This window comes from Bacillus cereus group sp. MYBK227-1 (genome assembly GCF_051916325.1).
Lineage (GTDB): Bacteria > Bacillota > Bacilli > Bacillales > Bacillaceae_G > Bacillus_A > Bacillus_A cereus.
The window spans coordinates 15,901-40,919 of the sequence record NZ_JBQAGK010000001.1; the positions used below are offsets into that span (position 1 = coordinate 15,901).

The following is a 25,019-nucleotide window of genomic DNA, read 5'->3' on the forward strand; positions in this document are numbered from 1 at the left end:
TTAGGGGGAATCATTCATTATGATTTGGGTTGCAGTCATTATTACAATGCTCTTGTTTATTTTAGTAGCAAAGCCAACGGGGATTTATTTAGAAAAAGCTTTTCAAGGTAGCAAAACGTTAGATAAAGTATTCGGGCCTTTTGAAAAACTTATTTTTAAAATTACGGGTGTAAAAGCATACAATCAAACGTGGAAACAGTACGCATTATCATTAGTTTTATTAAATGGATTTATGATCGTTGTCGTATACTTCATTTTCAGATTACAAGGTGTGCTGCCACTAAATCCAGCGCATATTGAAGGGATGGAGCCTACGCTCGCTTTTAATACAGCAATTAGTTTTATGGCTGATACAAACTTACAGCATTATAGCGGTGAAAATGGTTTATCTTATTTATCACAATTAATCGGAATTACATTTTTAATGTTTGCGGCACCAGCAACGACATTAGCGCTCGTTATGGCTTTTATAAGAGGACTTGCTGGAAAAGAACTTGGTAACTTTTTCGTTGATTTTACGAGAGCGTTAACGAGAGTGTTTCTTCCTATTGCATTTATTGCGGCACTAGTTTTTGTCGCACTTGGCGTACCACAAACGTTAGATGGGGCGGTTACAGCACAAACGATTGAAGGTGCAAAGCAAAGTATTTTACGTGGACCTGTTGCATCATTCGTTTCCATTAAGGAACTTGGAAATAACGGCGGTGGATTTTTCGGAGCAAACTCTACGCATCCTTTCGAAAATCCAGGACAAATGAGTAATATTTTGCAAATGATGCTTATGATGTTATTACCAACAGCACTTCCATTTACGTACGGACGAATGGTCGGAAATAAAAAACAAGGCCGCATCCTTTTCGTGTCACTATTTATGGTATTTTTACTAGGGTTTATAACGATTACGACATCTGAACTAAACGGGAACCCGGCATTAAATGGAATGGGTATCGAACATGTACAAGGAAGTACAGAAGGGAAAGAAGTACGATTTGGAACAGTATTTTCTTCACTATACGCAACGGTAACGACAGCTGCTGAAACAGGCGCTGTTAATACGATGCATGATACGTTAACACCAATTGGCGGTTTAGTTCCGCTTGTAAATATGATGTTAAATACTGTGTATGGCGGCGTTGGAGCAGGTTTTGTAAACATTATTATGTATGCAATTATCGCGGTGTTTATATCTGGGTTAATGGTTGGACGGACACCAGAGTTTTTAGGTAAAAAGATTGAAGGTAAGGAAATGAAATTAATCGCGGTCACGATTTTATTTCATCCATTGCTCATTTTAGGATTTTCGGCATTAGCTCTTTCAACAAATTTAGGGACGGATGCTATTTCTCATTCCGGTTTCCACGGTTTGACGCAAGTGGTATATGAATATACATCGTCAGCTGCGAATAACGGATCTGGATTTGAAGGATTAGGAGATAATACACCGTTTTGGAATATTACGACTGGTTTAGTTATGTTTTTAGGACGTTACTTCAGTTTAATTACGATGCTAGCTGTGGCAGCTTCATTGAAAGAAAAAACGGTAGTGCCAGAAACAGTCGGAACGTTCCGTACAGATAATAGTTTATTTGGTGGCATCTTCATCGGAACAATTGTAATTGTCGGTGCATTAACATTCTTCCCGATGTTAGTACTCGGTCCAATTGCAGAATTTCTTACATTGAAGTAATGGAGGGTAAATGATGAGACCGGTAGTAGTAAAAGAAAAACAATTAAATGAGTCACAAATACATGCTGTAGAAGATGAAGTTAGACAAGCGAAAACGATGGATCGTGATATCGTAACACATGCGATGAAGCAATCCGTTGCGAAATTGAATCCGAAAGTCATGATAAAGAATCCGATTATGTTCGTTGTGGAAATTGGATTTATCATTACGTTCATTTTATCTTTTCTTCCAAGTAGTTCTAGTAGTATACCAGGATGGTTTAATATAACAGTTTCTCTCATTCTATTATTTACAGTTTTATTTGCGAATTTTGCAGAAGCATTAGCAGAAGGTCGTGGTAAAGCGCAAGCCGATTCTTTAAAGCAGTCGAAGAAAGATGTGTTTGCAAATGTAGTAAAAGAAAATGGAGACATTGTCCAAGTTTCAGCAACTGATCTTAGAAAAGGTGACGTTGTTATCGTAAAACAAGGAGAAATGATTCCAAGTGATGGCGAAGTAATCAAAGGATTAGCATCTGTAGATGAATCTGCAATTACAGGTGAATCAGCTCCTGTTATAAAAGAAGCAGGCGGTGATTTTTGTTCCGTAACAGGTGGAACGATGGTCGTAAGTGATGAAATTACAATTGTCATTACGAGTAATCCTGGTGAATCATTTATCGATAAAATGATTTCTTTAGTAGAAGGAGCTGCTCGTCAAAAAACGCCGAATGAGATTGCTTTAAATACAGTATTAACGAGCTTAACTCTTATTTTCTTAATCGTCGTTGTGACGTTGCCGATTTTTACAAATTATTTAGGTTTTCAAATTGATACTGCTGTACTTGTAGCGTTGTTAGTATGTTTAATTCCAACGACAATTGGTGGTTTGCTATCAGCGATTGGTATTGCGGGGATGGATCGGGTGACAAAATTTAACGTGCTAGCGATGTCAGGGAAAGCAGTAGAAGCTGCGGGCGATATTAATACAATTATTTTAGATAAAACAGGTACAATTACTTTTGGGAACCGAATGGCTCATACATTATTGCCTGTAGGAAATGAAACGATTGAGCAAGTTGGAAAGTGGGCCGCTATTAGTTCTGTTTTAGATGAAACACCAGAAGGTCGATCTGTTATCGAGTATGTGCAGGGAAAATCTATATCATATAATAGAGAACTTGCAGAACAAGGTGAGTTTGTTCCGTTTAAAGCAGAAACGAGAATGAGTGGTGTTGATTTACAAGACGGAACGAAAGTGAGAAAAGGTGCTGTAGGTGCCGTTATTGAATGGGTTGAGTCACAAGGCGGAACAATTCCGAAAGATGTAAATCAAAAAGCAGACTTAATTTCAAAAGAGGGCGGAACACCACTTGTAGTTGCAGTAGATAATCGTATTTACGGTTTAATTTATTTAAAGGATACAGTAAAACCGGGTATGCGTGAGCGTTTTGAACAGTTACGCCAAATGGGGATTAAAACGGTTATGTGTACAGGTGATAATCCGTTAACAGCAGCAACCATTGCAAAAGAAGCTGGAGTAGATGAATTCGTTGCCGAGTGTAAACCGGAAGATAAAATTGCTGTCATTAAAGCAGAGCAAGATAAAGGGAAACTTGTAGCGATGACAGGTGATGGTACAAATGATGCTCCAGCATTAGCACAGGCGGACGTTGGATTAGCGATGAACAGTGGTACGACAGCAGCGAAAGAAGCGGCAAACATGATTGATCTAGACTCGAATCCAACGAAAATTATTGAGGTTGTAGGAATCGGTAAGCAATTGTTAATGACGCGAGGTGCTTTAACGACGTTTAGTATTGCGAATGATATAGCAAAATATTTTGCAATCATTCCAGCAATGTTTACACTTGCGATTCCGCAAATGGAGGCATTGAACATTATGAAATTAACATCACCACTGTCAGCGATTTTATCAGCATTAATATTTAACGCTGTTATTATTCCATTACTCATTCCGTTAGCGATGAAAGGTATTGCATATAAACCGATGAGTTCTAATGCATTGCTTAGCCGAAACTTACTTATTTATGGGCTTGGCGGAGTTATCGTTCCGTTCATTGGAATTAAAGTAATTGATATAATTGTCGGCTTGTTCATATAAGGAAGAGGGGAAAAAGATGGAGAAGAAACAAAGTATACTATCACCAATTATCCGTATTACTTTTACATTTCTAGTGTTGTGCGGACTTGTATACCCGCTTATTGTTACTGGTATTGCACAAGCCGTGATGAAGGATAATGCGGATGGAAGTCTAATATATAATGATAAAAATGAAGTGATTGGTTCTAAATTAATCGGGCAAAACTTCACGGATCCACGTTATTTTCAAGGGCGTGTTTCTAGTATTGAATATAAGGCTGAAGCATCTGGTTCAAATAACTATGCACCATCTAATCCAGATTTAGAGAAACGAGTAGAGAAAAGTATTGAAGAGTGGAAGAAACAAAATCCGAGCGTTCCAGTTACAGAAGTACCGATTGATTTAGTGACAAATTCAGGTTCAGGGCTTGATCCTGATATTAGTCCGAAGGCAGCTTCTGTGCAGGTGGATCGCATATCGAAATTAACGAATATTCCGAAAGAAAAACTTAATCAATTGATTAAAGATCAAACAGAAGGTGCTGCGCTTGGTTTATTTGGAGAGACCCGCGTAAACGTCTTAAAGCTAAATTTGGCATTACAGGAATTAATGAAATAGTAACAGTGCTACCTCAATCTAACGGATTGAGGTAGCGTTGTTTCGAATGAAAGGTAGTGTTTATTTTGTATGCAGATGATTATGAACCGAAGTTTCAAAGGCGAACGCCAGAGGAATATTTAGAATATATTCGTCAGCAAAATCGCGGAAAGTTAAAGTTATATGTAGGAGCAGCTCCAGGCGTAGGAAAAAGTTATAAAATGCTCTTTGATGCAAGGGAAATGAAAAAAGATGGAATTGATATTGTAATTGGTTTAATTGAAACGCATGGAAGAAAAGAGACGGAAGAAGCAATTGCTGATTTAGAAAAAGTTCCTTTGAAAGAAATACAGTATAAAGGAAAGGTATTTTATGAGCTTGATGTGGAAGGAATAAAAAAACGCGCGCCGCAAGTAGTCGTAGTGGATGAACTTGCGCATAGTAATGTTCCTGGTTCTAAGCATAAAAAACGTTATATGGATGTGCAGGAATTGTTAGAGGCTGGTATATCGGTATTATCAGCTTTTAATATTCAACATTTAGAAAGTGTTCATGATATTGTAGCTCAAATTACGAATGTAAAAGTAAGAGAACGAGTTCCAGATTTTATTTTACAAAAAGCAAATGAAATTCAGCTCGTTGATGCAACACCGGAAGTACTTCGGAAGAGGTTAATAGACGGAAAGATATATAAAGAAGAAAAAATTCAGCAAAGCTTACAAAATTTCTTTACGCTTAATAATTTAGGAGCACTTAGGGAATTATCGCTTCGTGAAGTCGCTGACGATATGGACGAAAAGATTAGTCAAACAGTGATAGAACCAATCGGAGTGAAAGAAAAAATTCTCGTTTGTGTACAATACAGTTCAACAGCGGAGAAATTAATAAGACGGGGATGGCGCATGGCTGATCGGTTAAACGCTGAATTGTACGTATTAAACGTTGAGAGGGAAAATATAGATTCTATTTCAGCTGGAAAAAAGCAGACGATTGAAGAGTGGAAGTTGCTAACGAATCAATTTGATGCAAGTTTTGTATTAGAGGAAGCAAAGGGAAGAAAGCCAGCAGATGTTATTATTGAAGTGGCAAAAAGATTACAGGTGACGCAAATTTTACTTGGACAATCGGCTAGAACAAGGTGGGAAGAAATACGAAAAGGCTCTATTGTAAATGAAATTATGAGACAAACAAAGTATATTGATATTCATATTGTTGCGGATCAAAGAGGATAAATAGAGCCGACCTTTTTTGGGGCTCTATTTTGCTTTTTGTACAGAATGAAAACTTAGCATTTTCATTGTATATAAGATTACAAGTAAAAACATAATTGCACCTAGGAAGAAAATCCAAAAGTAATTTTGGTTAAATAAAAGAAATCCACCTATAAGTGGCCCTGTGCCCATACCAAGATAGCGGATGAAGTTGTACATACCGATAGCTGTTGCGCGTTCTTGTACGAATTCTTCTGTTAATAAAGTAGTGTGAGTTGGCATAGAAAGTCCCATACTAAAACCGTACAAAGATGTAACGATAATGATGAATGGGATATTGATGTTATATGTGAAAGAGAATAAAACGACACATATAACATTGAAGAAACTCGTAATAAATAAAGCTTGCTTTGTTGTGAGGCGTTTTTGCAAAAACTTGTAGCAAAAACTTCCTAGCATGATAGAAAGAGACATTGGTACAAACATAAGACCAATTTTATCTACAGTTAAATGAAATGAATTTGTTAAAATACTCGGTAAAAAAACGAGAAAGCAAAAGTAAATACAAAATTGAATGAAGCCAATAAGAGTAATAGAAAATCCAGTTTTATTTTTTAAGATAAGAGAGTAATTCTTTTGTGCTTTAGATTGTTTAATTATATTTGGCTTTGTTTCTGGGAGTAGTGAAATGTTTATAATTAATAAGATAATGCCAAGTGTAGATAAAAAGAGAAATACAGATAAGTGACCATTTATACTGCCAAGATAACCACCTATGAGAGGAGCCATTGCAGGTGCGAGGGCAAGTAACATTTGGTATAGGCTCATCGCTTCTCCGCGTTCTTTTCCTTCAAATAAATCGCCGATAATCGTTGCTGAAACTACAGGTATAGCCGCTATTCCTATAGCTTGAACAGCTCTAAAAAAGAGAAATAAATAAATGTTTGCCGAAAAGGCACATCCGATTGAACCAATTGTACTAATGACTAAACTAGGGATAAGGACAGATTTTCTCCCTTTTGTATCAATTAAAGGTCCATATACGAGCTGCATAATTGCAAGAACGAATGTGAAAAGTGAAACTGTTACATTTACAAGATAAAGAGAAGTGTGAAAAGAATTTTGAATCATCGGTAAGATAGGTGTGTAAATATTTTGAGCGAAGGAACCGAGTAAGGCACTAATACAGACAACATATAAAATGAAAGTTAGTTTAGATTTTTTCATCTTGTTAACCTCCTTGTATTTTAGTTTCTTTGGAAACTAAATTTATTTTAACATGATTTTCTCACTTGTAAAGATGAAAAAATAATTTTAAAATGGTATATAGTTAAATTGTTTCTTTGGAAACTTAGGAGGCGAACGGATTGAAGCATACAACGAAGCAAATGGAAATACTGTCGGACATTCGTACACTTTTGCATAAAAAAGAAGAACATTTAAAACGACAAAACGAGAAGTTTCTTCGTGAGACAGGTGTAAGTAGTATGTCTTTATCTGAGTTACATGTAATCGAATGTATCGGAAAAAATGGTTTGATGAATGTAACGGCAATTACGACAGAAATGGGCATGACGAAGGGAGCAATCTCTAAAATTTGTACAAAGTTGTTTCAAAAGCAATTCGTTGAGAAGCTGCAAATGTTAGATAATCAAAAAGAAATCTTCTTCAGCTTAACGGAGAGTGGGAATGAAATATATAAAGCTCATGAAAAATTGCATAAGCAAGCTGAAGAAAAGTGGTTGTTACTTTTAGATGGATATACGAAAGAAGAGCAAGACTTTATTCAAAGGTTTATAAAGGATGTCTCCGGTCATTTGGAAATATAATTGGAAGAAAAAACTCCTTTTTCTCAAGTCTTTTAAATATAATTTCTGAAAGAACTCATATATAATAGAAAAAGATACTTAACATGGTGAATAATTAAAGAGTCAATATATATAGAGGAGAGAGTAACATGCTTGAAAATACGGGGTTAGTATTAGAAGGCGGCGGTATGCGTGGTGTATACACGGGCGGGATATTAGAATACTTTATGGAACAAGATTTATATTTTCCATATGTAATCGGTGTATCAGCTGGTGCTTGTCATGCAGCGTCGTATCTTTCCAGACAAAGAAATAGAAATAAAACGGTCAATATTGATTATGCATCACATCCGAAATATTTATCGTATAAAAACTTATGGAGAAAACGTCAGCTATTTGATATGGATTTCATTTTCCACGAAATTCCAGAAAAGCATGTGCCGTTTGATTTTGAAACATACTTTAATAGCCCGGAACGTTTCCTTGTAGGAACGACGGATTGTGAAACAGGGCAATCTGTTTATTTTGAAAAAGAAGGAACGAATGATGATGCGCTAAATTTATTACAAGCGTCTAGTTCATTGCCTTTCATTGCACCAGTAGTAAATTACCGCGGTAAACAACTGTTAGATGGCGGGATTTCTGATCCAATTCCAGTTCGTAAAGCGCAAGAGGATGGATTTAAAAAATCAGTCGTTATTTTAACGAGAAATCATGGCTACGCGAAGAAAAAATCAAAGTTTGGATGGATTGCAGCGAAAGCTTATAAAAAATATCCGAACCTTGTTAACACGATGCTGAATCGTTATGAAGTGTATAATGAAACACTTCACTATATTGAAAAAGAAGAACAAGCTGGCAATTTATTTGTTATTCGCCCAGAAGTGCCGCTTCAAGTAGATCGTATGGAAAAAGATACAGCAAAACTACAAAATTTATACGAGCAAGGCTATGAAGATGCAAAGAGGCAATTTGCAGATTTGCAGGCGTTCTTGCAAAAATAATAATTAGGCTGTGGAGATGGAGTTCTCTGCAGTCTTTTTATATTGCTACTTATACGTTACTTTTTAAAAATGTATGAATGTTTAAGTGTTTAAAGAGTTTGTAAAACATAGAGGTGTCTTATTGAGGAGAATTTACTTGAGAGGTATTATGACGATGTAGCGCTACAAAACTATTTAATTTATAAGGTGATTATTAATGAAAGGAAAAGTTTTTTCAATTACGACTTTAGTATTATTAGCAACATCAATCTCAACAAGTGCATTCTATCCAACTCTAAGCGGTCACAAAAGCGGTAACCTACTATCTTATAGAGCTCAAACTACTACGAATCAAAATGCATCTCGTTGTTCAGTAGCAATTTCTTTTATTAAATCAAATGGAAATAATTCATATATTGAAAGCGCTTCAGACAAATTAGGGTCCCATGAATCTGGAAGAGCATTAAACGCAACTGTGAGTAATGGTGCATATAACGCCTTTGGTGCAAAAGGACTATACTCGGAGCATTATGCAAATGAGAATAATGACTATCAAGAAGATACACACAAAGGTACTTTTGATAGTAACGGTAACTTACGATTACAGTGGTAAAAAGCATTAAACAGTTGTCTTTATAAATATTTGGATAAGGAGAAGGGGATGTTCATCATCTCCTTCTTATTTAAAAGGAGCACAGACATGTACCTAGCTTTTAAAAATATAAAAAGCAATAAACTGTTTTTCTTAATTCTCCTTATGTCATTTTTTATTTCTTTTCTTTCTATATCAATAGCCGCACTTTTAACAGAATCTAAACGAAACTTTATATCTGCTTTTCAAATCGGTTTTCCAGAGAAGAATCAAATTTTAACTGTTCCGATAGCGAATGCAACTGAATTGGAAGAGATAATTCCTTTCATACAAGATATTTTTGTTAAAAGTGATATTTATGTAGAGCATTTAAAAGCATTAAATAGTTCAGGGGCAACAAAGATTATAGCTGTGAACTTAAAAGATGATTATTATTGGAAGCCATATATTTCTGAAGGACAATATTTTCATCGTGAAAATGTAAACAATATGGTTGTTGGCGATCAAACGAATGTAGAGGAGTTATATGAATTTGATGATACATATAAAAAAATAGGAACTATATCAAGAAAAGACAGTGACGTCGGTGTAGCAGGTATATACGTTCCACTTCAAAACTTACCTACTATATCTAAAAAAGGTATTATCGCGAGTAAACAATTACAATTAACAGTTGTTAATCCTACATCATCTATTCATAACGAAATAAAAAAGTTTATGGATAGGAGTAAAGAAGTGCTTTCGGGAGATGTTCAAATACTGAATGAACGAGATCTTCAGGAACTACATGTGACACATATAGATCCAGCAAATAAGTATTATTATAAATTCATTCTTGTTGCAATTGTTTCTGGCATTTCTGCGGTTTTATTTTGGATTTATAAAAAAGAAAGAGAGATTTCATTAAAAAAAGCAGTAGGTGCTTCTAATATATCTATTTACTGCGAACTATATATTCAAATTTTGTTTATTTCTCTAGTGGCGATGCTGTTGGTTTTTCTGGTGTTAGAAATGTTTTCTGGAACAATTCATACGTATTTTCAGACATACTTATTAAAACCGTTAACACCATATGTATTGGTATGTAATATTGTTTTTATAATTTTTCTTACAATGTTTGTTACTGTAATTCCAATCAAGCACATTATAAATATATATCCCGGAAAACATTTAAGAACGTAGGAGGTCTTCATGTTTTTTATATTTGATTCTATACGGTCTGTGAAAAAACGGTTGTTACCAAGTTTGATTATAGTAATTTCTTTAATTATTGCATTTTCTTCAGCAATAGAATTTGTTAGTAATCTTTCGGGATATCGAAAAATGATGATGGTAGCAAATAATTTATCGACTCATAAAAATTTTTATGAACTTTATGCGACGCAAGATATAACATTGTTTAGCGAAGAAAAAGCAAAAAGTGATTATCAACATTTCATGCAAGGGTTATCTAATACGATACCAATAACAAATAAAACAAATTATTTGTTCCGTAACTATTCACTTAGTTTAAAAAAAGAAAATGGAACGATAAAGACTCTTATTGTTGATAAAGATATTAATAAGTACTTTCATATACGAATTTCACAAGGAAGATATTTTGAGGAATCGGAATTTCATAAATCAGTATTTGATATTAGACCTGTTATATTAGGAGCTAATTATATAGAAAAGGTATCTATTGGTGATGTTATACCATCTGGAAAAATGAAGCTAAAAGTAATTGGCTTTTTAGAAAAAAATTCACCATTTACATATCCTCGAAGTGGTGAAATATCGGATAATCGTATTACATTATTAGATGACATGGCGATTTTACCAATTGGAACAGAAGAAATAGAGTTCTATAGTGTAGAACTTTTATACAATGGGTTAATTATAGAAACAAAGGAGCAGATAAATATAAATGAATTTCAAAAGAAAGTATTAAAGGTAACGGAAGGTAAGGGTTATTCGTATTATGTTACAAATCCGAATAAATTGTTAGAAAATGAAAAACAAGGTATTGATAATATGTCATACCCCTTATTATTAAGCGGTACAGTCTTATTTTTTTCATTTCTATCTATTGTATTGACATCAATGGCAGCACTTTATATGGAACGTAAAAATATTTCTATTAAATCAGCGTTAGGTGCAAGCACTTTTCAAATATGTCTTCCATTTATTATTGAGTATATGTTGCTATTCGTTTTAGCGATATGTATAGGAATAATGTATTTTCAATGGGAGAATAGCGGAGTAATTGAAATTCAGAAAGGGCTAGAAAATAGTATAGTATCTTTCTTTGGAACGTTAAAAGTCTCTATAGAATCATTGGTTGTTATAGGTGCTTTATCACTTGTAATGATCCTCGTTATATATGCAATCATTTATTTCAATGTACTAAAAATAAAAAATACATATATGAAAGAGGTGTTATAGATGATTCAGCTCGCAAATGTGGCTAAGGGCTTTGGAAAGAATAATTTTAGTGCTTTAAAAGATATTAATCTTACAATAGAAAAAGGCGAAATGATAGCCATTATGGGCCCCTCTGGTTCGGGGAAGTCTACTCTCCTTAACATTATTGGCTTAATCGATAGCCCCTCTGCTGGAAAGTATTTTTTAGATGGAATGGATACGAGTACATTAAAGCAAAACTATCATAAGTATAGAAACACGGAAGTTGGATTTGTGTTTCAAAACTTTTCGCTACTCGATGATTATACGATTATTGAAAATGTAATGCTTCCACTTGTATATAGAAGAATTTCTCATAAGAAACGTATGCAAATATCAAAAGAAATGCTGAAAATGGTAGGGCTTGAGAGGCATATTAACAAATATCCTTACGAGTTATCAGGAGGAGAACAGCAAAGAACAGCAATAGCAAGGGCTTTAGCACAAGATACAAAAATTATACTTGCTGATGAACCGACTGGTGCTCTTGATCAAGAAAATGGGGAAAAAATTATGAGTATTTTACAAGAGATTAATAAAGAAGGAAAAACAGTGCTAGTTGTTACACATGATCAAAAGGTAGCTGCATATTGTCAGAGGACGATAAGGTTACTTGATGGTTGTATGGTATAATATGGATAATGTTATGTGAAGAGGTGATACATATGGAAAATGTATATAAAGGACTTAGGCATACCGGATTTACTGCAATGCTTATTTTTGGAGGGGTATTTCTACTTCGCTGGCTCATACATGATGAGATGCTACTGGATCAGCTTATTGGATTTAGTGTAGGAATGGTAATGGTTGTTTCGTCAGTTTCCATTCAAAAGTATAGTAAAGAATTACAGATGAATGAGAAATATTAATAATTTTTAATTGCTGTTATCTTTTTCATAGTTTAGGAATAGTGGAGGCTTTCGTGTGATTTTCTTATTTGTAGTATATTTTGTTTTCATTATGACGTTGGTAATTACGTTTCTTCTTTCACAAAAGTCATATAAGAAGCCTGTTATTAAATATATACCAACGTTAGTATTGTTTATTTTGGCTTTCATTTCTTCTGCTATGTTTGTATTGAATAATGGAATGGGAGAGCTGATGATATCGGTCTCTTTAGGGGTTGCAGCGATAGTGAACGGTCTTTTACTTCTTGTTTTGAAAGTAGTTCGTGTGATTGTTGCAAAGGGAAAGTAGAGCATCGAATTCGATGCTCTACTTTTTATTTACGCTTCTTTTTAATAAATGAAAAGGCTAAAGCTGTAATTAAAATGCTGCCTTTAATAATATCTTGTGCATAATAAGGGACGTTCATCATTGTGAGTCCATTTAATATAATTCCAATTAATACCGAGCCGAGGAATGTTCCGACTATATTTGGTTTCTTGGCACCGAACATTGCGTAACCGATATAGGCAGCTGCGACTGCATCCATTAATAATGGAGCACCAGCTGAAACTTGTCCTGTTCCAACGCGGCTGCATAGAATAATGCCGCCAATAGAAGCTAGTAAACCACTAATCATATAAGCATATACACGGTAACGATCAGTAGGAATACCGGCTAATCTAGCAGCTTCTCGATTCCCACCAGTCATATAAAAGAAACGACCGTACGTTGTTTTTTCTAAAAATAGATGTGCAATTAAAACGACAGTAAGTATGATAATGACAGGGACTGGAATTCCTAAGACGGAACCTTGACCGAGAAATAAAAAAGATGGAATAAAATGTCCTGTTGCACCGGACATTCCTTCATAAATTGAAGATCCTTTTGAAAATGTTAAGTGTAGTCCATTGACGATATACATGATACTTAATGTAGCTAGTAAATCAGGTAGTTTAATTCGGATAACGAGTAGTGCATTTAATAATCCAACTAATAATCCGCAAAGAATAGGAACAAGGAGTGTAACTAATAGTTCTTGTCGATATAAAACGAGACAAGAAGCAGCTGCAATTGTTGCTAAACTAGCGGTAGAGCCGACTGATAAATCAAACCCATCTACAATCAATGTAAAGGTAACGCCGATTGCAAGTAACGTTACGATGGAGATAGAACGTAAAATATCACTAATATTGTTATATGTTAAAAAAGAGTCATTGACGATAGAGAAAAAAATTGTAACACCTATAATAATAGCAATTGTACTAAATTGATAAAAAAGATGAGTAGGTAAATATAGTTTCTTAGTTTTCGTTTTATGAACGAGATTCAATGGAATAGCTCCCTTCAGATAAATGTAAAAGCTGTTCAGGAGATAGTTCGCTTGGTAAGTATTCACCTACAAATTCTCCGTTTGCCAGTATAAGAATGCGATCAGCGATATGCAACGCTTCATCTTGTTCTCCTGTGAAATAAATTACGGAACTTCCGTTTTCTGTAATGTTGCGAATGAATTGAAAAATGTCTTGTTTCGCAGCGATGTCTACACCTTTAGTTGGCTCGTCTAAAAGAAATAGATTAGGTTTGAATCCACTCCACTTTGCAATTGAGACTTTTTGTTGGTTTCCACCGCTAAGTGAATGAATAAGTGCCTTTGGGTCATTTGGTGAAATACCGAAAGAAGAAATTGCTGTAGTAGCATCATTTAATTCGGTTTGTTTTCGTTTCCAACCTGATTGATGTAAATTTGTGTGACTTATAATATCTTCCGAAAGAAATACGCCTTGTTTTCTTCTTTCTTCTGGTACAAGTGCGATTTTCGCTTTAATCGCATCTCGTGGTGTTTTAATCGTTAGTTTTTGACCGGCTATTTCTGCGTGATAAGTATGAAGAGCACCAAATAACGTTTCAGCAAGTGTTGTTTTTCCACTTCCAATTAATCCGTATATCACAACAGTTTCTCCTTTTCGTATTGTAAGAGAAAGGGGAGAATGACCTTCGTGTAATAGAAGCTCTTGTACTTTAAATAGTTCCTCGCTCCCGGTTTTTGGTGCTGTATTAATAGGAAGTGTAAGTTGTTTTCCAGTCATCGCTTCCACAATTTGTTGATCTGTAATCGTTGTAATGGTTTCAGAAAGGGCAACTTGACCGTTATGTAATACAGTTACATCATCCGCGAAATTTCGAATCTCTGATAAACGATGAGAAACTAAAAGGATGCCAATTCCTTTTGATGTTAAATCTTTTAATAGTTTCCCAAAGGTTTCAACTTCTTTTGGTCCAAGAGAAGAAGTAGGTTCATCTAATAAAAGGTAATTTGTATTGTTAGATAAAGCTCTTGCGATAAGAAGTAATTGTTTTTCATGTAATGAACAGTTTGAAACATCTTCCGAAACATTTAAATTTACCTGTACAGTTTGCAAATGTTGTTTAGCAAGTGCGACTAATTTGGACTTTGAAAATAGTACTTTATTTTGCATTGCTAAATGATCGATTAGTACATTTTCTAATACAGATAATCCGGGAATAAGTCCGTGATCTACTTCTTGTGTTACGAAAGAAATGCCATGCTTTTTTGCATCGCGCGGTGAAGTAAAGGAAACAGACTGAGTATCAATTTTTATATCGCCAACAACTGGTTGAATTTCACCAGTTGCTATTTTTAGTAAAGTACTTTTTCCTGCACCGTTCATGCCTAGTAAAGCGTGTACTTTTCCTTTTTGAATATGAATAGAAACATCTTCTAGAACAGGTGTAGCGACATGATAAGAATGTGTAATGTTTTGAAGAGAGAACGTCATCATTTTTTCTCCTTCTCTAATTTTTTCATCCAAGGGGAATATGCATCTTTTGAGTCTCCCCAACCGTTTATATATTTTGATAACTGATCCATTGTTATATTTTCTTTTGGTAAACTATTTTTCTTTACTAAATAAGGTTCTAGTGAATAAATATCTGGCGTTTGTTCACCAGCAATTTTTTTGTATAAAAATCGTACTTGAACCTTACCTACTTCAGCTGGATCAGTTGCAGCTGTAGCAGTCCAAGGTGAGTTTTCTTTTTGCATGAGTTGTAAATCCTCATTACTTAAGTCAATGCCATATACTTTTATATCTGTACGACCAGCTTGTTCAAGTGCTTTAACAGTCCCTTTAGCAAACTCATCCCACGAAGCGAAAATAGCTTGTAAATCGCCTTTTTTCGGATATTTCTTTAGTAAAGCTTCTACTTGTGTTTGTGTATCGAGTGGCGTGTTATTACTAGCAGTACCGAATCTTGCGACTTCTTTTATATTTGGATACCGTTTATAAAAAGCATCAATGATAACATTGCGACGTTCCATTGGAGCAAATCCGCCGACCCATACAACTGCGATATTTCCTTGTCCATTCAAATCTTCCGCTAACGTTTTTAATGATTTCCATGCAAGACTATAGTCATCTTGATCAATAATTGTCACACCTGGCAAGCGTAGATCGTTATCGAACGCAACTACGGGAATGTTCGCTTGTAACGCTTTTTCTACTCCAGGTTTTAGTGCTTCAGAACGGCCATGATCAATTAAAATACCATCCACTTTTGAATTAATAGCAGTATCTAAATTTGCAGCCATTTTTGCTAAATCGTTATCAGAATTGTAGACTTGTACACTGCCGCCAAATAGCTCAACTTGTTTTTTGACACCCTCAATATATTGAGAGGAAAAAGTTCCGATGGACATTTGCATAATTAATGCGATTTTTAATGGCTTCTTCATTTGGCTTGGAATTTCTGTTTGTAATTGATTTTCTACCGTTGTAGTCGCCTTTCTCACAGTTTGTTGCTTTTGTGAAGAGATAGTATCTTGTTCATTTGTACAAGCTGCTAATGTAAATAAGAGAAAAATAAGTACGATGGAACATAATTTTTTCATAAAAAAATCCCTCCTAAACTAAAAAGAGAGAGGAGGGAGTGAAAATAAAAAACGCCTTTTCATATAGAAAAGACGCCTTATCATATTACTCTTATCTTTCAACACAATGTGTTGTAAGAATTAGCACCGTGCCCATAAATGGGTCGGTTGCCGGGCTTCGTAGGGCTCATCCCTCCACCTGCTCTTGATAAGACATCCGATATTTAACTATTTTGAATTATTCCACAAACGAATGGTATTGTCAAACAGTATTTATAAAAAAATCCCTCAGGAAGAGGGATTTTAATGTGGTAAGAATATCAATTGATAAGCAAACAAAATTCCAAATACATATACAAGTGGGTGAACAGCACGGAATTTACCTTTTGCCACTTTCATAAGTGGGTATGAAATAAATCCAAGTGCGATACCTGTTGCGATACTTGATGTAAGTGGCATGCTTAAGATTACTAAGAATGCTGGGAATGCTTCATCAAATGCGTCCCAATCGATGTGGCGAACTGAACCCATCATAAGACTACCAACGATAATTAATGATGGTGCAGTAATAGCTGATACACCAGAAACAGCACTTACTAATGGGCCGAAGAATGCTGCTAGTGCGAATAGAACCGCTACTGTAACAGTTGTTAAACCAGTACGACCACCAGCTGCAACACCAGCAGATGATTCAATGTAAGCTGTTGATGGTGTCGTTCCGAACATAGAACCAATAGTTGCTGAGAATGAGTCAGATAGAAGAGCTCGTCCTGCTTTTGGAAGCTTTCCGTCTTTCATAAATCCACCTTGTTGTGCAACGCCAAGTAATGTACCTGTTGTATCGAATAGTGTAACAAGGAAGAATGAGAATACAACGCCGTATAATCCGTAGTTAATTACGTCAGATACAGCAGTAATTGGATTTGAAACGATAATTCCTTCTGGTAAACCAGGCATTGATGTAACACCGTTTGAGAATGATAATTGTCCCGTGAAGAAAGCGATAATACCAGTTAATAGCATCCCGATAAATAGTGCGCCATTTACATTTAAAGACATAAGGACAATTGTAATTCCAAGTCCAGCTAATGCTAGTAGTACTGGAGCAGAGTGAAGATCACCAAGTCCAACTAAGTTTGCATCATTTTTTGTAACGATACCTGTTAAACGTAAACCGATAAAGGCGATGAAAAGACCGATACCAGCAGTAATTGCATGTTTTAAGTTTTCAGGAATTGCTTCCATTAATTTTGTACGGAAAGATGTGAATGATAACAAAATTAAAATCATACCTGCTACGAATACAGCAGAGAATGCAATTGCGAAAGTCATGCCTTCATGCGCTTTTACAACAGAGTAAGAGAAGTAAGCATTTAATCCCATACCTGGCGCGATTGCGATTGGTAAGTTTGTAAAGATTGCCATAAATAATGTTCCGACAACAGCAGCGATAATTGTTGCTGTAAATGCTTGTTCAAATGGAACACCTGCATCTCCAAGGATAACAGGGTTTACGACAATGATATATGCCATTGTTAAGAAGGTAATAATACCTGCCATAATTTCAGTTTTAATAGAAGTTTTATGTTTTGAAAGGTTAAACATATAAACATCCTTTCTGTTTACGAATAATTTTCACAACAGTTATATATAATATTCGTTTTTTATCTATTTTGCAATAGTTTTGCATAAAAAGTTTATAACAATTCATATTTTGTGTCTTAAATTCGAATATTAATCGTAAAACGATGTGTGAATTTCAGCTTTTTATTGTGCACATGCTAAGGAAAAGGAGTTGAAAGCAGCTATGCCACAGCAAAAAAACTTTATAACAATGCCTGCGCAACATCAAAATAAGCAGCCAGGTATTGAATCATTAATGAGCCCCCTTCCGCAGTTTGAAGATGCAAACTATAAAGGAAGTGAAAAGTTAAAAGGGAAGAATGTGTTAATTACGGGAGGAGATAGCGGAATTGGACGAGCAGTTTCCATCGCTTTTGCAAAAGAGGGAGCAAATGTTGCGATTGCTTATTTAGATGAGGGAGAAGATGCAAATGAGACGAAACAACGTGTTGAAAAAGAAGGTGTAAAGTGTGTATTGTTGCCGGGGGATTTGAGTAATGAACAGCATTGTAAAGATATTGTGGAAGAGACCGCCCGGCAGTTAGGTAGTTTAAATATTTTAGTGAATAACGTTGCACAGCAATATCCGCAGCAAGGGCTAGAGTATATTACAGCAGAACAGCTAGAAAAAACATTTCGTATTAATATTTTTTCTTATTTTCACGTTACGAAAGCAGCCCTTTCTCATTTGAAGAAAGGGGATGTCATTATAAATACGGCATCTATCGTTGCATATGAAGGAAATGAAACGTTAATTGATTATTCCGCAACGAAAGGAGCAATCGTAGCTTTTACAAGATCACTTTCTCAATCGTTAGTGCAAAAAGGGATTCGGGTAAATGGTGTTGCACCAGGCCCGATTTGGACACCGCTTATTCCATCGAGCTTTGATGAGAAGAAAGTCTCTCAGTTTGGGAGCAATGTTCCGATGCAAAGACCTGGTCAACCATATGAATTAGCGCCGGCATACGTATACTTGGCATCTGGTGATTCATCCTATGTTACTGGGCAAATGATACATGTAAATGGGGGCGTTATTGTAAATGGATAGTTTTCATTTATAAGAGCAAAGTAATGTTAATTCCACTTATTATAGGGAGCGCTAGGGGGGATATAGCTGAAAAAGTTATGTTTCATCATACTATTATTTTTCATCCTACCGGTTAGTGCTTTTGCTAATACAGATCATTTAATATTAGTAAATCTTACGACGAACCAGTTGTCTTTTTTTGAAAATGGAAATTACACAAAAACATTTCCAGTAACGACTGGAAGAGATCGTACACCTACGCCTGAAGGTAATTTTTGTATTATAACTAAATTTAAAAATAAAGAATACCATCGAAAAAAAATACCTGGGGGTGCACCGAATAACCCTCTTGGTACGAGGTGGCTTGGACTAGATAAGAATGAATATGCAATTCACGGGACGAACCGGGAATGGACGATTGGAAGTAGGGAATCAAATGGCTGTATTCGTATGCATGACAGGGATATACAATGGTTATATGACCGAGTACAATTACAAACAAAAGTAATCATTTCTCGTTTTCATACGAGCCCCGAATATGAAGCGAATAAACTTGGTTATCGCGTTGTGAGCTGGAATGGTCGAAAAATAGAAAAAGAACAAATTGGAGTACTTACGTTAGTAGACCGCGCGGATATATATTGGCAAGAACCAAATGGACAGTTAACGAAAGTGGAAACGGTATTGCCAAATGAAAGATATCCAGTGTACTCAAAACGAAAAGATGGAATATATTATATAGGAAACAATTCGTATATTATAGATGAAACAGGAGAGAAAGTTCGTTACGAGCAAATTCCTTCTTCGATTTTAAGTAATATATATAAACGGAAATACAATGTTCCGTAATGGCTACCGTATTATAGACGGTAGCTTATTTATACTTGGAGTTTAACTGCAACTATTGTATTTTGCTGAATATAATACAGTACAGATAGGGGGCGGTTATATTATGAAAAGTGAATTTGCGTTTAAAGTTTTCTTAGTAACGACCTGTTTATTTATCGTGTATTTATATGCGTTTCTCGTCTTTTCTTTTTATGTTCCATATGTTGATTTAATATTGTTCTTCGGATTTATTTGGGCGTTTGTGAAAGCGAGGGAAGGAGAGAAGAGTATATATCGGCGCATTACCCTATGCGGGACGGCCGTTCTCGTTATTTTGTACTTTTTTATTATGCATGATTTTTGGAGAGGGATGTAAAAAAAGCATACGATTAATCGTATGCTTTTATATCTGTTAATGATGGAAGAGAGGCAATTGCACCGTAATTTGTACATGTGATAGCGCCTACTTTATTTGCAAAGGAGATAAATGCTGTTAAGTCTTTGAAATGATACGAAAGTGTATGTTCACTTTGGGCAATCTGATATAACATTGCTCCAACGAAAGCGTCACCAGCACCAGTTGTATCGACTTGTTGAATGGAAATAGAAGAGACAATAGTTTGACCTTCATTTGTCGCAAGAAGGGTACCGTCTTTTCCAAGTGTAATAGCTACTACTTTTGCGCCATAATTTAATAATTTGAGTGCAGCTTGTTGTAAATCACTCTCTTTAGAGAGCATAGTAGCTTCCTCTTGACTTACTTTTACGAAGTGTGCATGTTTTATAAAGGTTAGACAATCTTGAGAGAATTGTTCTGTATTTGTAATGAGTGCACTTCGATAATTTGGATCAAAAGAAATGAAATGGCCTTTATCTTTCGCATATTGTAACAACTGAAAATACGTTTCTTTTAATGGGCTTGATAGTAAAGCTGTCGCTGAACCGAAATGTATTAAATCATTCGTTTGTATTTTTGATAAATCAATGCTATTGAATTGATATTCACCATCTGCACCACGCATAAAAGTAAAATCACGTTCGCCATCTTGATCGATGGATACGAATGCAAGTGTTGTTTGTTTATCTTTTATGAGCATGGATGTATCGACTTGCGCACGCTGTAAAGTTTGTTCAAGAAACTCACCAAATGGGTCGTTTCCTACTTGCCCCATAAATGTAGCGTGTCCACCTAATTTTGTAATCGCAGCAGCAACGTTAGCGGGTGCTCCACCAGCTTTTTTTTCGAAATCTGAACCGTTTACTAAAGAAACATTAGTATTTCGGCACACAAAATCAATTAATAGTTCACCTATACAAAAGACATTTCTCATACAATCCCTCTTTTCAGCTTATATTGTGTGATGGTAAAGTTTAGTTTTGCATCTGAAAAGATTGCGATATGATGTTTCATGTCTTTTCGAGGAAAAACTCGGGACGTAAAGACTGTTGAACCATCGTATAAGAAAATTTCCACGATGCTTTTATCTACAAATATTTGTAGTCCTATCGTATCTTGAATATCGATTTTTTTACAGCGTTCAAATCCATATTCTCCGCCAAATTGATGGTAGAAGTTGCCCCTGTCTATAGAAATAGTACCTTGTTCCCGATTAAATGTAATGGGGAAACATTCCTTCTCATTGTGGAAGAGAGAAAGACCAAAACGCTTTGCATCTTCTGTTTTAAGTGTAACAATTAATTCATAGGAGTCTTCATCATCAAGCGTTGATAATACATTTAATCCAGCTGTTATATCTCCTGAAATGTCTTTTTTTGTTGTTCGTAGTTTTGTTAATTCTGAAACTGGTTTTTGTTTTAAGATGTTATCTTCTAATGTTAATTCACGTGGAAGTGTTAGGCAATGAGCCCACATATAATCATCAGAAGGATATGTGATTTCACTTGATCCTGCCCAAGCAAACAATAGGCGACGACTAGTAGAGTCTTCTAAAGTTTGAGGGGCATAAAAATCGAATCCTTTATCAGCTTCGTAATAGGAATCAACATGGAAATATAAATTTTTAATATCGAAATGGCCTATAGCATAAACGACATTGTATACATTGTGAAAGTTTTCTCCGTCTTTTTCAATTCCTTGCGGTGAAAAGAGAAGTACATCTTTCCCTGATAATTGGAAGTAATCGGGGCATTCCCACATAAATCCGAATTCTTTTAAGTTTGTTGTAATTTCGCCTTGGAAATGCCAATTGTATAGGTCTTCTGATTTGTATAGTAATAGAGTTCCTGTTTTATTTTCACGTTGGGCACCGAGTAACATATAGTACATATCATTATGTTTCCAGACTTTTGGATCACGTACATGTTTTGTATATCCGTCAGGAATTATATCAATAACAGGATTATTACTATATTTCGTCATCGTATATTGTGAATCCATTGTTGCCATACATTGTTTTGCATCACGGGAATCATCAGGCTTTTTTATATTCCCTGTATAAAGTAGATGAAGAAGGCCATCTTTTACGATAGCACTACCAGAATATGCACCGTGTGATTCATAGCTTTCAGTAGGGATGATGGCTACAGGCATACGCTCCCAGTTAATAAGGTCTTTTGACCTCACATGCCCCCAATGCTTCATTCCATGAATGGGACCAAATGGATACCACTGATAAAAAACGTGATATTCATCATTGTAGTATGATACACCGTTAGGATCATTCATTAATCCAAATGGTGGGTGGATATGATAAATTGGTTTCCATGAATCTTGGTTTGCAATTTCATATAAAGAATGTAATTCGTCTTTATTAGATTGCAGTATTGTTTTATATTTTGACATAGGTTTTCACCCCGTTATTATTTACTTTCTTTATATAAAATGAATGTGGCAACAAAAGCAGTGATAACTGCAATAGCGAAACCAATTATATAGTGAATCATGTTCATCATGCCAAGAGGTGCAACAATTGTAAGCATCGGAATACCTGTTAAACCGTATGCATTAGCCGCTACTTGCATCCAAACAACGTAAGCCCCTCCAATTGCGCCGCCAATAGCTGCTGCAATAAATGGTTTACCAAGTTTTAAATTGACACCAAAGATAGCTGGTTCTGTAATTCCTAAAAATGCTGAAGCTGCTGCTGGAATTGCAATTTCTTTCGTTTTTTTGTTTTTTGTTTTGAAATAGACAGCTAAAGTAGCACCGCCCTGTGCAACGTTCGCCATTGACCAAATAGGGAGTAAGAAATTGACACCGATATCTTTATTTGCGAGTAAGCCCGCTTCAATAGCGTGAAAACTATGATGTAGGCCAGTAAGAACGATTGTTGAATACAATCCACCGAATATAAGTCCAGCTACTGGTCCTGCAAATTGATAAATTGTATTTAAAAGGTACGTAATGCCGTCACCAATTTTATATCCAATTGGTCCGATAATAATAAGTGATAAAAAGCCAGTTATAATAATTGTTAAGAATGGTGTAACTAATAAATCTAAAGAGTTCGGAACACGTTTTCGAAGTTCTTTTTCAATTGTACTCATAACATATACACATAATAAAATAGGTAAAACAGTACCTTGATAGCCAATCATATCAATATCCATACCAAGGAAATGTAAAACAGTGGGTTTTGCATTTGAAAGAGTCCAAGGATTTGTTAAGCTTGGGTGAGTTAATATACCACCAACAACTGCACCTAAGAAAATGTTTCCACCAAATTCTTTAGCGGCACTAACTCCAATTAAAATAGGTAAAATGATGAAAGCTGCACTTGAGAACATATCAAGTAATTGGATAAGTGAGTGATCTCCAGGAACTAATTTAAACGCTTTCAACATTCCGAGTAGACCCATAAGTAAACCGCTTGCAACGATAGCTGGAATGATTGGAACAAAAATATTAGATAGTGTCTTTGCTAGGCGGGCGACAGGATTCATTTTTTTCTTAGGTATATCGTTTGATGTTGTAGAATCTAGTTCAGCTATTCCAATTAGTTTTGAGAATTCATCATATACTTTGTTTACTATGCCAGTTCCAAAAATAATTTGATATTGCTCGGTCGTTGCAAAAGCACCTTTTACTCCATCGATGTTTTCGATTTCTGCAGCGTTTATTTTCGTATCATCCTTTAATATAAGACGAAGGCGAGTCGCGCAATGTGTGGCACGAACAATGTTTTCCTTTCCACCAATATTCTGTATTACTTGAGTTGCAATTTGTTTCATATCCATAAAAATTCCCCCTTACTATAAATTTTCTTTTATGGAACCGGTTCCGCAAAAAGTTAAAATAAAAAACAGGGAAATGATGTTGAAAATCCTGTTTTTAAAATGTGGAACCGGTTTTAATTTTATTATAGAGCGCCTTTATATTTTGTCAACGCTTTCTTGGATTTTTAATGTATAACGAGAGTGTAATATTTTTGGTATAGTTTTGTTTTCAACAAGCTGTGAAAGAGAAGTGGCAGCAAGCTTTCCAGCATACTCATAGTCAAACGCAATTGTCGTTAAACTAGGGTGTACCATTTCTGAAATATCATATCCACCGAATCCTGTTACAGAAATATCACCTGGTACAGAAAGAGAGTGGGAGTGAATGACTTTCATTGCGCCAAGAGCGATGTTATCTGTAGCACATACGATAAGAGTTGGGCGATTATTATCTAAAATATGTTGTACTTGTTTCATGGCATCTTCTATGCGGAAAGTTGTTTCGTAATATGAAACGTTGCAAGTCGGTTCTAAATTTTCAATTGCTTTTTGAAAACCATTTTTTCGATTTATTCCAACAGAAATATCATCTTTTTCTATCCCTAAATAAGCAATATGTCGATGGCCTTGCGATAAAACGTATGCCCCTAACTCATAAGCTGCATCATAATCATCGTGAACGAGGCAATATTGATCTTTATATTCTTGCCCGACGAATAAAATAGGGATGTTTGAATTAGCCATAATTTTTTGATGTTCATTCGTCAATGTTTTTGTTAATAAAATAATGCCAGCTACCTTTTGTTTTATAAAGTTTTCAATTGCTTGTATTTCAGTTCCGATTGTTTGATTTGCATTTGCTACAAGCATTTGATAGTTATTTTCCTGTAATGTTTTATCGATCCCGATAAGTGTTTTCATTGTAGCGAAGGAGTCTAATCGGGGGATGATGACACCAATTAAATTTGTTGTTTTTGCTTTTAAACTTTGAGCAAATGTATTGGGAGAGAAATTTGTTTCTTGAATAATACCTTCGATTTTAAGTTTTGTTTTATCACTTACATATCCGCCGTTTAAGTAACGAGAGACTGTGCTTTTTGCAACTCCAGCCAATTTGGCGATATCTGCAATTGTTTTAGCCATAGTATTTCACCTTCGTATTCATAAAAATGTTAACTTTA

At 35.3% G+C, this 25,019-nt stretch carries 24 protein-coding genes and 1 riboswitch; of the genes, 15 read left to right on the forward strand and 9 right to left on the reverse strand.

Annotated features, from left to right (window positions below; genetic code table 11):
• Nucleotides 1–19: 19 nt before the first annotated feature.
• From kdpA to kdpDN, 4 genes are read left to right on the forward strand one after another with little or no spacing between them, the layout of a single operon-like run.
• Nucleotides 20–1,687 (forward strand): potassium-transporting ATPase subunit KdpA, encoded by a 1,668-nt coding sequence (gene kdpA, locus ACTFRM_RS00210; protein WP_000638330.1) that lies wholly within the window; start codon nt 20–22, stop codon nt 1,685–1,687.
• Between the two features lie 13 nt (nt 1,688–1,700).
• Nucleotides 1,701–3,791: a potassium-transporting ATPase subunit KdpB gene (kdpB, locus tag ACTFRM_RS00215; RefSeq protein WP_001248003.1), complete on the forward strand. Its 2,091-nt coding sequence runs from the start codon at nt 1,701–1,703 to the stop codon at nt 3,789–3,791.
• Between the two features lie 16 nt (nt 3,792–3,807).
• Nucleotides 3,808–4,389: a K(+)-transporting ATPase subunit C gene (gene kdpC, locus ACTFRM_RS00220; protein WP_000412608.1), complete on the forward strand. Its 582-nt coding sequence runs from the start codon at nt 3,808–3,810 to the stop codon at nt 4,387–4,389.
• A 56-nt stretch (nt 4,390–4,445) separates the two neighbouring features.
• A complete protein-coding gene (gene kdpDN, locus ACTFRM_RS00225) occupies nt 4,446–5,600 on the forward strand; it encodes a KdpD-like non-kinase potassium sensor (RefSeq protein ID WP_074047467.1) in 1,155 nt (384 codons plus the stop codon).
• A gap of 24 nt (nt 5,601–5,624) precedes the next feature.
• Here the strand turns inward: kdpDN and ACTFRM_RS00230 are convergent, their stop codons facing one another.
• A complete protein-coding gene (locus ACTFRM_RS00230) occupies nt 5,625–6,806 on the reverse strand; it encodes an MFS transporter (RefSeq protein WP_000748726.1) in 1,182 nt (393 codons plus the stop codon).
• 140 nt (nt 6,807–6,946) lie between these two features.
• Between ACTFRM_RS00230 and ACTFRM_RS00235 the strand changes: the two genes are divergently transcribed.
• The 8 genes from ACTFRM_RS00235 to ACTFRM_RS00270 all read left to right on the forward strand — a co-directional run bounded on the left by ACTFRM_RS00235 (nt 6,947) and on the right by ACTFRM_RS00270 (nt 12,601).
• Nucleotides 6,947–7,408 carry a MarR family transcriptional regulator gene (locus ACTFRM_RS00235; protein ID WP_000683326.1) on the forward strand — a complete coding sequence of 154 codons (462 nt, stop codon included), beginning with the start codon at nt 6,947–6,949 and terminating at the stop codon, nt 7,406–7,408.
• Between the two features lie 128 nt (nt 7,409–7,536).
• On the forward strand, nt 7,537–8,391 hold the full coding sequence (locus tag ACTFRM_RS00240; protein ID WP_000892675.1) for a patatin-like phospholipase family protein: 855 nt from the start codon (nt 7,537–7,539) through the stop codon (nt 8,389–8,391).
• A gap of 196 nt (nt 8,392–8,587) precedes the next feature.
• The gene (locus ACTFRM_RS00245; protein WP_000676983.1) at nt 8,588–8,983 is read left to right on the forward strand and encodes a hypothetical protein; all 396 of its coding nucleotides are present in this window, start codon (nt 8,588–8,590) and stop codon (nt 8,981–8,983) included.
• 87 nt (nt 8,984–9,070) lie between these two features.
• Nucleotides 9,071–10,144 carry an ABC transporter permease gene (locus tag ACTFRM_RS00250; protein ID WP_000280225.1) on the forward strand — a complete coding sequence of 358 codons (1,074 nt, stop codon included), beginning with the start codon at nt 9,071–9,073 and terminating at the stop codon, nt 10,142–10,144.
• A 9-nt stretch (nt 10,145–10,153) separates the two neighbouring features.
• Nucleotides 10,154–11,386 carry an ABC transporter permease gene (locus ACTFRM_RS00255; protein ID WP_173600762.1) on the forward strand — a complete coding sequence of 411 codons (1,233 nt, stop codon included), beginning with the start codon at nt 10,154–10,156 and terminating at the stop codon, nt 11,384–11,386.
• Nucleotides 11,387–12,037 carry an ABC transporter ATP-binding protein gene (locus ACTFRM_RS00260; RefSeq protein ID WP_000615281.1) on the forward strand — a complete coding sequence of 217 codons (651 nt, stop codon included), beginning with the start codon at nt 11,387–11,389 and terminating at the stop codon, nt 12,035–12,037.
• A gap of 8 nt (nt 12,038–12,045) precedes the next feature.
• Nucleotides 12,046–12,273: a hypothetical protein gene (locus tag ACTFRM_RS00265; RefSeq protein ID WP_002195168.1), complete on the forward strand. Its 228-nt coding sequence runs from the start codon at nt 12,046–12,048 to the stop codon at nt 12,271–12,273.
• Nucleotides 12,274–12,328: 55 nt separating this feature from the next.
• Nucleotides 12,329–12,601, forward strand: a complete 273-nt coding sequence (locus tag ACTFRM_RS00270; protein ID WP_000576483.1) for a hypothetical protein — start codon at nt 12,329–12,331, stop codon at nt 12,599–12,601.
• Between the two features lie 25 nt (nt 12,602–12,626).
• Here ACTFRM_RS00270 and ACTFRM_RS00275 read toward each other — a convergent pair whose 3' ends face one another.
• The 4 genes from ACTFRM_RS00275 to ACTFRM_RS00290 form a co-directional block, all read right to left on the reverse strand.
• Complete coding sequence (locus ACTFRM_RS00275) at nt 12,627–13,622, reverse strand: ABC transporter permease (RefSeq protein ID WP_173600761.1); 996 nt, start codon at nt 13,620–13,622, stop codon at nt 12,627–12,629.
• Complete coding sequence (locus tag ACTFRM_RS00280) at nt 13,606–15,093, reverse strand: sugar ABC transporter ATP-binding protein (protein ID WP_002164630.1); 1,488 nt, start codon at nt 15,091–15,093, stop codon at nt 13,606–13,608. Before ACTFRM_RS00280 ends, ACTFRM_RS00275 begins: the two co-directional genes overlap by 17 nt.
• Entirely contained in the window at nt 15,090–16,202 is a 1,113-nt protein-coding gene (locus ACTFRM_RS00285) for a sugar ABC transporter substrate-binding protein (RefSeq protein WP_000732065.1), read from the reverse strand. The genes ACTFRM_RS00280 and ACTFRM_RS00285 overlap by 4 nt, the downstream gene beginning before the upstream one ends.
• A gap of 88 nt (nt 16,203–16,290) precedes the next feature.
• Nucleotides 16,291–16,396, reverse strand: a riboswitch (SAM riboswitch).
• A gap of 88 nt (nt 16,397–16,484) precedes the next feature.
• Nucleotides 16,485–17,786 (reverse strand): NCS2 family permease, encoded by a 1,302-nt coding sequence (locus ACTFRM_RS00290; RefSeq protein ID WP_000482713.1) that lies wholly within the window; start codon nt 17,784–17,786, stop codon nt 16,485–16,487.
• Between the two features lie 202 nt (nt 17,787–17,988).
• On the opposite strand from ACTFRM_RS00290, the gene ACTFRM_RS00295 reads away from it, so the two are divergent.
• The 3 genes from ACTFRM_RS00295 to ACTFRM_RS00305 all read left to right on the forward strand — a co-directional run bounded on the left by ACTFRM_RS00295 (nt 17,989) and on the right by ACTFRM_RS00305 (nt 20,038).
• Entirely contained in the window at nt 17,989–18,855 is an 867-nt protein-coding gene (locus ACTFRM_RS00295; RefSeq protein WP_259592975.1) for an SDR family oxidoreductase, read from the forward strand.
• A gap of 66 nt (nt 18,856–18,921) precedes the next feature.
• Nucleotides 18,922–19,683 carry a L,D-transpeptidase gene (locus ACTFRM_RS00300; RefSeq protein ID WP_025687114.1) on the forward strand — a complete coding sequence of 254 codons (762 nt, stop codon included), beginning with the start codon at nt 18,922–18,924 and terminating at the stop codon, nt 19,681–19,683.
• Between the two features lie 103 nt (nt 19,684–19,786).
• Nucleotides 19,787–20,038 (forward strand): hypothetical protein, encoded by a 252-nt coding sequence (locus ACTFRM_RS00305; protein WP_000834195.1) that lies wholly within the window; start codon nt 19,787–19,789, stop codon nt 20,036–20,038.
• Between the two features lie 13 nt (nt 20,039–20,051).
• On the opposite strand, the gene ACTFRM_RS00310 is transcribed toward ACTFRM_RS00305, so the two are convergent.
• The 4 genes from ACTFRM_RS00310 to ACTFRM_RS00325 form a co-directional block, all read right to left on the reverse strand.
• The gene (locus ACTFRM_RS00310) at nt 20,052–20,993 is read right to left on the reverse strand and encodes a carbohydrate kinase family protein (protein WP_001246640.1); all 942 of its coding nucleotides are present in this window, start codon (nt 20,991–20,993) and stop codon (nt 20,052–20,054) included.
• Entirely contained in the window at nt 20,990–22,465 is a 1,476-nt protein-coding gene (gene scrB, locus ACTFRM_RS00315) for a beta-fructofuranosidase (protein WP_440043057.1), read from the reverse strand. The genes ACTFRM_RS00310 and scrB overlap by 4 nt, the downstream gene beginning before the upstream one ends.
• 17 nt (nt 22,466–22,482) lie before the next feature.
• Entirely contained in the window at nt 22,483–23,859 is a 1,377-nt protein-coding gene (locus tag ACTFRM_RS00320) for a sucrose-specific PTS transporter subunit IIBC (protein WP_000367321.1), read from the reverse strand.
• A 135-nt stretch (nt 23,860–23,994) separates the two neighbouring features.
• Nucleotides 23,995–24,981, reverse strand: a complete 987-nt coding sequence (locus ACTFRM_RS00325; protein WP_071740635.1) for a LacI family DNA-binding transcriptional regulator — start codon at nt 24,979–24,981, stop codon at nt 23,995–23,997.
• Nucleotides 24,982–25,019: the final 38 nt, after the last annotated feature.